Source organism: Variovorax boronicumulans (assembly GCF_019352895.1).
GTDB lineage: Bacteria > Pseudomonadota > Gammaproteobacteria > Burkholderiales > Burkholderiaceae_C > Variovorax > Variovorax boronicumulans_A.
Genome location: NZ_JAAAFX010000015.1, coordinates 174,322 through 183,639, shown reverse-complemented (window position 1 = coordinate 183,639; position 9,318 = coordinate 174,322). Strand labels below are relative to the sequence as shown.

Here is a 9,318-nt window from a genome sequence, read left to right as displayed (position 1 = left end):
GTTCTTCAGTTTGTCCACCAGGGTCGCGACGTCGGGCACCTTGATGCCGGCACCGCGCTTGGGCGGCTCGCTGACCTTGAGGGTTTTCAGGCGCGGCTTGACGTCCACGCCCAGGTCCTCGGGCTTGAAGACGTCGAGCTGCTTCTTCTTGGCCTTCATGATGTTGGGCAAGGTGACGTAGCGCGGCTCGTTCAGGCGCAGGTCGGTCGTGATCACGGCCGGCAGCGTCAGCGTCAGCGTCTCCATGCCGCCGTCGACTTCGCGCGAGACGGTGGCCTTGTCACCGGCCACTTCGACCTTGGAGGCGAAGGTGGCCTGGGGCAGGTCGGCCAGCGCGGCCAGCATCTGGCCGGTCTGGTTGGCATCGTCGTCGATGGCCTGTTTGCCCAGGATGATCAGCTGGGGCTGTTCCTTGTCGACCAGCGCCTTGAGCAGCTTGGCCACGGCCAGCGGCTGCAGTTCTTCGGTGGTCTCGACCAGGATGCCGCGGTCGGCGCCGATGGCCATCGCGGTGCGCAGGGTCTCCTGGCACTTCGCATCGCCGCAGGAGACGGCGATGACTTCGGTCACGATGCCCTTCTCCTTCAGGCGCACCGCCTCTTCGACGGCGATCTCGTCGAAGGGGTTCATGCTCATCTTGACGTTGGCGATGTCGACGCCCGTGCCGTCGCTCTTCACGCGCACTTTCACGTTGTAGTCGACGACCCGTTTGACTGGGACCAGAACCTTCATGGGTATGACTCCGTAGGATTGCAAAACTGAGTGAATTCGGGGTAGCCGATCATTCTAGGGCGAGGGCTTTGTCAGCCCTGTCCGTTTCGGTCACTGTCCACGCAAGCCGGTTCCGACAGGCAGAAGCCACCGAACAAAAAAGAACGATCGTGCTTTTTAAGGGAAAATTATACGGGAGGCGCGGTCGGCGCCTGCTGAAAACCCTCGGGCAAGGAGGCGACCCGCAGCACGCGCTGCGGATAGGGAATGTCGATGCCCGCGGCGCGCAGGCCTTCGAGGATCGCGATGTTGATCGCCGAGCGCAGGTTGTCCCGGCCCTTTTCGGGGTCGGTGACCCAGAAATGCAGCGTGAACTCCAGGCCATCGGGCGCGAAGTTGGTCAGGTAGGCGATCGGCGACGGGTCGGTCATGACCCGCGCCTGGGCCTTGGCGGCCTCGACCAGGATCGACTGCACCTGCGCCACGCTGCTCTCGTAGCCCACCACGATGGCGGTCGTGATGTTGAACTTGCGGTCGGAGATCGACAGGTTCTCGACCCGGCTGGTGATCAGCGATTCGTTGGGCACGATGGCCTCGCGCCCGTTGCCCGCGCGGATCAGGGTGTAGCGGGTCTTGATGTCGGTGATCCGGCCCTCGAAGCTGTCGACCTTGACGTTGTCGCCGATGCGGATCGAGCGCTCGAGCAGGATCACGAAGCCGCTCACGTAGTTGGCCGCCAGCTTCTGCAGCCCGAAGCCCAGGCCCACGCCCAGTGCGCCGCCCAGCACCGACAGCGCCGTCAGGTCCACGCCCACGGCCGACAGCGCGAACAGCAGGCCGATCAGCAGCAGGATCGCGCGAATCGCGTTCGAGGCCACCTTGCGCATCGACAGGTCGGTCACGGCCTCGCGCAGGATGCGCTTCTCGATGGTGCTGGAGATCCAGAGCGCCACCACCAGCACCAGGCCGGCCGAGAGCGTGCCCTGGAAGAAGGTCAGCAGGCTGACCCGGGTCTTGCCGAAGGCCAGCGTGATGTCGTCGAGCTCGGCCAGCACCGGCGGCAGCAGGCCGACGATCCACAGCACCGCCCCGGCCCAGGCGGCCCACGACACGGTGCGCTCGATCAGCCGCACCAGCGTCGAGGCCGGAAACACCGCGCGCAGCACCCGCGCGATCAGTCGGATCGCGGCCAGCGACACGAACACCGAGACCGCGATGCGCAGCACCACCACCACCTGGAAGTCGTGCACCACGCGCCGCGCCAGCTCGGTGAACACCAGTGCCAGCAACGGGAACAGCAAGCCGTCGAAGGTCCGCGCGCCGAACCAGATCGAGTCGCTGGGCTGGTCGCGGCCGAACCAGCGGCTCACGCCCCAGGCCAGCGCCACGCAGGCCACCAGCGCCGCCAACTCGATCCAGAGGCCGCGCGCCTGGACCTGGGCCAGGCGTGCCATGAAGTCGTCGAGGTTCATTTCAGCGCAGGTCTGCGAGCACCCGGATGTGGGCCTCGACGCTCTGGGCCAGCGCGTCGAGGTTGTAGCCGCCCTCGAGCAGCGACACGATGCGGCCGTGCGAATGGCGCCGCGCCACCTCGTGCACCCGCTCGGTGATCCAGGCGAAGTCGTTCTCGTTGAGCCGCAGCTGGCCCATTTCGTCGTCGCGGTGGGCGTCGAAGCCGGCGCTCACGAAGATCATCTGCGGCTTGAATTCCTCCAGCCGCGGCAGCCACATCATGTCGATCAGCTCGCGGACGTCCATGCCCTTGGTGTAGGCCGGCACCGGCAGGTTGAGCATGTTCGCCGCCGGATGGTCGACGTCGCTGAAGGGATAGAAGGGATGCTGGAAGAAGCCGACCATCAGCACGCGCGGATCGCCGGCCAATATGTTCTCGGTGCCGTTGCCGTGGTGCACGTCGAAGTCGACGACGGCCACGCGTTCCAGCCCGTGCACCTCGAGCGCATGGCGCGCCGCGATCGCCACGTTGTTGAGGAAGCAGAAGCCCATGGCCTGCTCGCGCTCCGCATGGTGGCCGGGCGGACGCACCGCGCAGAAGGCGTTCTCGAGCTGGCCCGACATCACCGCGTCGGTGGCCGCCACCGCGGCGCCGGCTGCACGGCGCGCGGCCAGCACGGTGTAGCGCATGAGCACGGTGTCGGGGTCGAGCATGGCCTGCGTGGGGCCGCCGGCGGGGTTGTCCTCGATCAGGCGCTGGCTCAGCGCTTCGAGATGCTCGAGGTGGGCCACGCTGTGGGCCCGGGTGATCTGCTCGAGCGTGGCCAGGGGCACGTCGCAGCGTTCGAGGGCGTCGCCGACGCCGGTGAGCAGCAGCCGGTCCTCGATGGCGTCGAGGCGTTCTGGGCATTCGGGATGCCCGCCGCCCATGTCGTGTTTCCAGCAGTCGCGGTGTGTGAAGTAGCCGGTTTTGCCCATGTCTCGGTCGATCTCACCGCGGACTCGTCGCTGCACCCCGCCACCCTTAGCCGGCGTGGGCCTTCGCGCCTTGCGGTATGGTTTGCATATGGATACAAAAATGGACGTTGCCGCAAAGCTCGCCAGTTTGCTGGGTCAGCTTAACACGGTGATCGTGGGCAAGGAGGCGCAGGTGCGCGACTGCGTGGCCTGCCTGCTGGCGGGGGGCCACCTGCTGATCGAAGACGTGCCGGGGGTCGGCAAGACCACCCTCGCCCATGCGCTGTCGCACACCTTCGGCCTGCAGTTCTCGCGCGTGCAGTTCACGGCCGACCTGATGCCCGGCGACCTGTCGGGCGTGGCCATCTACGACCGCAACCAGCAGGCCTTCGTGTTCCACCCCGGACCGATCTTCTCGCAGGTGCTGCTGGCCGACGAGATCAACCGCGCCAGTCCCAAGACCCAGAGCGCGCTGCTCGAGGCGATGGAGGAGAAGCAGGTCACGATCGAAGGCGAGACCCGGCCGCTGCCCACGCCCTTCTTCGTGATCGCCACCCAGAACCCGCACGACCAGCTCGGCACCTTCGCGCTGCCCGAATCGCAGCTCGACCGCTTCCTGATGCGCATCTCGCTGGGCTACCCCGACCGCGCGGCCGAGCGCGAGCTGCTGGCCGGCGCCGACCGGCGCGAGATGCTGGCCACCCTGCCCGCGCTGCTCGATGCGGGCGAACTGCAGGCGCTGCAGCAGCGCGTGCAGCAGGTGCACGCCTCCGAACCGCTGTTGAACTATGTGCAGGACCTGATCGCCGCCACCCGCGACGGCCGCTGGTTCCTGCAGGGCCTGTCGCCGCGCGCGGGCATCGCGATCCTGCGGGCCGCCAAGGCGCAGGCGCTGCTGGCCGGGCGCGACTACGTGGCGCCCGACGACGTGCAGGCGGTGCTGCCGCAGACCGTGGCGCACCGCGTCACGCCTGTGGGCGACGCCGGCCGCGGCGCCTTCGAGCAGGTGCGCGCCATGATCGCCGCCATCCCGCTGCCCTGACCTGAACCGTCCATGATCGCCACGCTGCGCCGGCGCATCGACGGCTGGTTCCTGTCACGCCGGCCGCCCAGCGACATGCTCGCGCTGACCCAGCGCAACGTCTATATCGTGCCGACGCGCGCGGGCTGGATGCTGGCGCTGACCCTGCTCGTGCTGCTGGTCGCGTCGATCAACTACCAGCTCAACCTGGGCTACCTGCTGACCTTCATGCTGGCCGGCTGCGTGGCCGTGGGCATGCACGTGAGCCACGCCACGCTGCGCGGCCTCTCGATGCACCTGATGCCGCCCGAGCCGCAGTACGCGGGCAGCGCCGCCATGTTCCGCATCGTGCTGCACAACGCGCGGCGCGGCGTGCGCCACGGCATCGGCCTGGCGGTGCGCGGCAGCGGCCAGTGGGCCTGGTGCGACGTGCCGGCCCAGGGCAGCGAGACGGTCGAGATCGCCTTCAAGCCCGAGCGCCGCGGCCTGCACCCAGTGCCGCCGCTCACGGCCGAGACCCGTTTTCCGCTCGGCACCTTCCGCGTCTGGACCGTCTGGCGGCCGGCCTCGCCGCTGCTGGTCTACCCCGCGCCCGAAGCGCATCCGCCGGCCCTGCCGCCCGGCGAACCGCTGTCCGGCGACGCCAGCACCTCGCTGGCGCGGGCCGCGAGCGCCGGCGAATACGACGGCGTGCGCGCCTACCGCCGCGGCGACCCGCTCAAGCTGGTGGTGTGGAAGAAGGCCGCGCGCGCTCAGGCCGCGGGCTCCGACGAACTGGTGAGCCGCGACACCCAGCAATCGCAGCGGCACGAGCTCTGGCTCGATGCCCAGCACGCCGGCCTGCCCGATGTCGAGGCGCGGCTCTCGCGCCTGTGCGCCTGGGTGCTGATGGCCGACCGGCTGGGCGTGGACTACGGCCTGCGCGTGGCCGGGCGGCAGGTTCCGCCTTCGCAAGGCGAAGCGCATCGGCGCCGCTGCCTCGAGGTGCTGGCCACATGCTGAGCCTGGTGCAACGGCTCGGCACGCTGCCGCGCGATGCGCGCGACACGCTGTTCCTGCTGTGCGTGATCGCGCTGGTGCTGCTGCCGCAGGTCGGCACCCTGCCCCTGTGGTGCACGCTGTTCACGGCCGGCGTGCTGGTCTGGCGCGGCACGCTGGCCGTGCAGTCGCGGCCGCTGCCCGGGCGCTGGTGGCTCATCGCGCTGCTGGCCGTCGCGCTGGCCGCCATCTTCGCGACCCACCGCACGCTGCTCGGGCGCGATGCGGGCGTCACGCTGGTGGTGGTGATGCTCGCGCTCAAGACCATGGAGGTGCGCGCGCGGCGCGACGCGCTGGTGATCTTCTTTCTCGGCTTCTTCGTGATGCTGACCAACTTCTTCCAGTCGCAGTCGCTGCTGACCGCGGTGGCGATGCTGTTCGCGCTGCTGGGCCTGCTGACCGCGCTGGTCAACGCCCACATGCCGGTGGGCCGGCCGCCGCTGCTGCAGGCCGCGCGCACCGCGGGCGGGATGGCGCTGCTGGGCGCGCCGATCATGCTCGCGCTGTTCATGCTGTTCCCGCGCATGGCGCCGCTGTGGGGCACGCCCAACGACGAGATGACCGGGCGCAGCGGGCTGTCGAACAGCATGCGCGTGGGCACCATCGCGCAGCTGGCGCTCGACGACGGCATCGCCGCGCGCGTGCGCTTCGATGGCGGCAGCCCGCCGCCCCAGCCCCAGCTCTACTTCCGTGGCCCGGTGCTGTCGAACTTCGACGGCCGCGAATGGACCACGACCCCGCCCTGGGAACGCGGCAGCTTCGACGCCAACCTGCGCGTGCGGGGCGAGCCGGTGCGCTACGAGGTCACGCTCGAGCCCAGCAACCGCCCCTGGCTGCTCACGCTCGACGCCCCCGCGCCGAAGACACTGCCCGAGATCCCCGGCCTGCGCGTGATGGCCACGCCCGAGCTGCAATGGGTGGCCAACCGCGCGATCGGCGACCTGGTGCGCTACCGTGCCGAGAGCTATCCGGACTTCCAGAGCGGCCCGCTGCGGCGTACTGCCGCGCTGCAGCCCTATGTGGCGCTGCCCGAGGGCCGCAACCCGCGCACGCTCGCGCTCGCGGCCCAGATGAAGCGCGACCCCAAGCTCGCCGATGCCGGCACACCGGCCTTCGTGCAGGCCGCGCTCGAGCGCCTGCGCAGCGGCGGCTACAGCTACACGCTGGAGCCCGGCGTCTACGGCGACGAGACCGCCGACGAGTTCTGGTTCGACCGCAAGGCCGGCTTCTGCGAACACATCGCCTCGGCCTTCGTGGTGCTGATGCGCGGGCTCGACATCCCCGCGCGCATCGTCACCGGCTACCAGGGCGGCGAGCAGAACGGCGTCGACGGCTACTGGGTGCTGCGCCAGTCCGACGCCCATGCCTGGGCCGAGGTCTGGCAGGCCGGCACGGGCTGGACGCGGGTCGACCCGACGGCCTCGGTCTCGCCAGGGCGCATCGGCAGCTTCCAGCGGCTGAGTTCGCCGCCCGGCTTTTTCGCCAACGCGATCGGCACCATGAGCCCCACGCTGTCGCAGAACCTGCGCGCGGCCTGGGAGGCGGTCAACAACCGCTGGAACCAGTGGGTGCTCAACTACACACAGAGCCGGCAGCTCGACCTGCTCAAGTCGCTGGGCTTCGAGTCGCCCAGCCTGCAGGACCTGGCCACGGTGCTGCTCTGGATGCTGGTGATCGCGACGCTGGGCGGCGTGGGCTGGACGCTGTGGGAACGCGCCCAGCACGACCCCTGGCTGCGGCTGCTGCGCCGCGCGCGCCGGCGCCTGGAGAAGGCCGGCCTCGCGCTGCCCGAGCCTGCCACGCCGCGCCAGATGGCGGCGCTGGCCACACAGCGCTTCGGCGCCGCGGCCCAGCCTGCGCACGACTGGCTGCTCGCGCTCGAGGCGCAGCGCTATGCGCCCGCGCCTGCCACCGCGCTGGGCCCATTGCGCGCCGAATTCCGCCGGCTGCGCTGGCCCGGCTGAAAGCAGCGGTATTCCCACACGGCGCCTTTCGAGCCGGCGGCACAATCGACGCATGCGACGCCTCTCCTCGACCGCCCCCTCCCTTCTCGCCGGCCTGCTCCTCGCGGCCCTGGCCCTGCCGCCCGCGGCCATCGCACAGAACGCCGATGCACGGCGCGGCGCGACCGCGGTGCGCGGCACCGTGCCCTACGCCACGCGCGACGATGCGATGCGCTTCGCCGACGACGTGGCCACGCGCCGCAACCTCGACCGCGACTGGGTACGCGCCACCATCGGCGCCGCGCAGCTGCTGCCCAACGTGCCGCGGCTCATGCTGCCGCCGGCCAAGGGCTCGCCCAAGAACTGGAACGCCTACCGCGCGCGCATCGTCGACCCCATCCGCATCAATGCCGGCGTGCGCTTCTGGCGCGACAACGCGGCGCTGCTGGCGCGGGCCGAGGCCGAGTACGGCGTGCCGCCCGAGATCATCGTGGGCATCATCGGCGTCGAGACGCTCTATGGCCGCATCATGGGCAACTTCCGCGTGATCGATGCGCTGGCCACGCTGTCCTTCGACTTCCCGCAGGGCCACCCGCGCGCGGCCGAGCGCGAGGCCTTCTTCCGCGGCGAGCTCGAGAGCTTCCTGAGCATCGAGAGCCGCACCGCGCAGGACCCGCTGGTGCCGCTGGGCAGCTATGCGGGCGCCATGGGCATGCCGCAGTTCATGCCCAGCAGCATCGCCAAGTACGCGGTCGATTTCGACGGCGACGGCCGCATCGACCTGGTGAACAACACCGCCGACGTGATCGGCTCGGTGGCCAACTACTTCAAGGCCTTCGGCTGGCAGCGCGGCATGGCCTCGATCTTCCCGGTGCGCCTCGACCCCGAGCGCCTGAAGATGCAGATCCTGATGGCGCCCGACATCAAGCCCACCTTCAGCGCCGACAGCTTCGTCGCCGCCGGCGCCACGCTGCGCGGCGAGGCGCTGTCGCACCCGGGCCTGCTCGCGCTGATCGAGCTGCAGAACGGCCCCGATGCGCCCAGCTATGTGGCGGGCACGCAGAACTTCTACGTGATCACGCGCTACAACTGGAGCAGCTACTACGCGATGTCGGTGCTCGAGCTGGGCAACGAGGTCAAGGCGATCGTATCGCCCTGACCTTGCAAGGCCGGATTAGTCCGCCTGCACGCCCGAGGCCTTGATCACCTTGCCCCACTTCGCGGTCTCGGCCGCGAGATGGGTGCGCAGCGATTCGGGCGTGACCTTGTCCATCGGCACGATCTCCGAACTCAGCTCGGCGATGCGGGCCTTCACCGCCTCGTCCTGCAGCGCGGCCCGCAGTGCCACGTTGAGCTTGGCCGTGACCTCGGGCGGCGTGCCCTTGGGCGCGTAGACGCCGTGCCAGACCTTCACGTCGAAGCCCTTGAGGCCCTGCTCGTCGAGCGTAGGGATGTTGGGCATCGAGGCCAGCCGCTGCGGCGTGGTCACGCCGAACACCTTGACCCGCTGCCCGTCCTTGATCACCGGCGCGGTCTGCGTGGTCTGGTCGCACAAGAGGTCGACCTGCCCGCCCATCAGGTCGTTGAGCGCCGGGCCCGCGCCCTTGTAGGGCACGGTCGTGAGTTCGACCCCGATCTGGCTTGCGAACAGCAGCCCGCACAGCTGCGACACGGCGCCGATGCCGGCATTGGCCAGCGAGACCTTGTCCTTGTGCATCTTCACATAGGCCAGCAGCTCGGGGAAATTGTTGGCCGGGAAGTCCTTGCGCGACAGCAGCGTCATCGGCACGTCGAGCACCTGCCCGATGTACTCGAAGTCCTTCAGCGGATCGAAGCTGAGCTTCTTGTAGAGCGCCGGCGCGGTCGCCATGCCCATGTGGTGGATCAGGATGGTGTTGCCGTTGGGCGCGGCGCGCGCCACCCGCGCCGGCGCGATGGTACCGCCCGCCCCCACCGTGTTCTCGACGATCACGGTCTGGCCCAGCGACTTGCCCATGGGGATGGCCAGCATGCGCGCCACCACGTCGGTCGGGCCGCCGGCCGAGTACGGCACGACCAAGGTGATGGGTTTGTCGGGCCAAGTCGATTGCGCCGGCGCGTGAATCGGCAGCAGTGTCGCGGCCAGTGCGATGCCGCCCAGCCATGTTCGGGTCTTCGATGCCATGTCGTCTCCTGTTGAATTGATCTGAAAGAAAG

8 protein-coding genes are annotated in these 9,318 nt (G+C 69.5%); 4 read left to right on the top strand and 4 right to left on the bottom strand.

Annotation, left to right across the window (positions count from 1 at the left end):
- The 3 genes from K0H49_RS30420 to K0H49_RS30410 form a co-directional block, all read right to left on the bottom strand.
- On the bottom strand, window positions 1-732 hold a 732-nt coding region (locus tag K0H49_RS30420; RefSeq protein WP_219220787.1), incomplete at its 3' end, for an electron transfer flavoprotein subunit beta/FixA family protein.
- Window positions 733-899: 167 nt separating this feature from the next.
- Window positions 900-2,183, bottom strand: coding sequence for a mechanosensitive ion channel family protein (locus tag K0H49_RS30415; protein WP_219220784.1), 1,284 nt, complete (start codon window positions 2,181-2,183; stop codon window positions 900-902).
- A 1-nt stretch (window position 2,184) separates the two neighbouring features.
- Complete coding sequence (locus K0H49_RS30410; RefSeq protein WP_219220782.1) at window positions 2,185-3,141, bottom strand: histone deacetylase family protein; 957 nt, start codon at window positions 3,139-3,141, stop codon at window positions 2,185-2,187.
- A 100-nt stretch (window positions 3,142-3,241) separates the two neighbouring features.
- On the opposite strand from K0H49_RS30410, the gene K0H49_RS30405 reads away from it, so the two are divergent.
- The 4 genes from K0H49_RS30405 to mltB are packed head-to-tail and all read left to right on the top strand — an operon-like array spanning window position 3,242 to window position 8,281.
- Window positions 3,242-4,162 carry an AAA family ATPase gene (locus K0H49_RS30405; protein WP_219220779.1) on the top strand — a complete coding sequence of 307 codons (921 nt, stop codon included), beginning with the start codon at window positions 3,242-3,244 and terminating at the stop codon, window positions 4,160-4,162.
- A 12-nt stretch (window positions 4,163-4,174) separates the two neighbouring features.
- A complete protein-coding gene (locus tag K0H49_RS30400) occupies window positions 4,175-5,143 on the top strand; it encodes a DUF58 domain-containing protein (RefSeq protein WP_219220775.1) in 969 nt (322 codons plus the stop codon).
- The gene (locus K0H49_RS30395; protein WP_219220773.1) at window positions 5,137-7,143 is read left to right on the top strand and encodes a transglutaminase family protein; all 2,007 of its coding nucleotides are present in this window, start codon (window positions 5,137-5,139) and stop codon (window positions 7,141-7,143) included. Before K0H49_RS30400 ends, K0H49_RS30395 begins: the two co-directional genes overlap by 7 nt.
- 52 nt (window positions 7,144-7,195) lie before the next feature.
- Complete coding sequence (mltB, locus tag K0H49_RS30390) at window positions 7,196-8,281, top strand: lytic murein transglycosylase B (protein ID WP_219220771.1); 1,086 nt, start codon at window positions 7,196-7,198, stop codon at window positions 8,279-8,281.
- A gap of 15 nt (window positions 8,282-8,296) precedes the next feature.
- Here mltB and K0H49_RS30385 read toward each other — a convergent pair whose 3' ends face one another.
- Window positions 8,297-9,286 (bottom strand): tripartite tricarboxylate transporter substrate-binding protein, encoded by a 990-nt coding sequence (locus K0H49_RS30385; RefSeq protein WP_219220768.1) that lies wholly within the window; start codon window positions 9,284-9,286, stop codon window positions 8,297-8,299.
- Window positions 9,287-9,318 lie beyond the last annotated feature (32 nt).

What these genes read in the sequence shown, in the direction of transcription:
- K0H49_RS30415 (WP_219220784.1), bottom strand. Translation starts at nt 2,183, where the DNA reads ATGAACCTCGACGACTTCATGGCACGCCTGGCCCAGGTCCAGGCGCGC.
- K0H49_RS30410 (WP_219220782.1), bottom strand. Translation starts at nt 3,141, where the DNA reads ATGGGCAAAACCGGCTACTTCACACACCGCGACTGCTGGAAACACGAC.
- K0H49_RS30405 (WP_219220779.1), top strand. Translation starts at nt 3,242, where the DNA reads ATGGACGTTGCCGCAAAGCTCGCCAGTTTGCTGGGTCAGCTTAACACG.
- K0H49_RS30400 (WP_219220775.1), top strand. Translation starts at nt 4,175, where the DNA reads ATGATCGCCACGCTGCGCCGGCGCATCGACGGCTGGTTCCTGTCACGC.
- K0H49_RS30395 (WP_219220773.1), top strand. Translation starts at nt 5,137, where the DNA reads ATGCTGAGCCTGGTGCAACGGCTCGGCACGCTGCCGCGCGATGCGCGC.
- mltB (WP_219220771.1), top strand. Translation starts at nt 7,196, where the DNA reads ATGCGACGCCTCTCCTCGACCGCCCCCTCCCTTCTCGCCGGCCTGCTC.
- K0H49_RS30385 (WP_219220768.1), bottom strand. Translation starts at nt 9,286, where the DNA reads ATGGCATCGAAGACCCGAACATGGCTGGGCGGCATCGCACTGGCCGCG.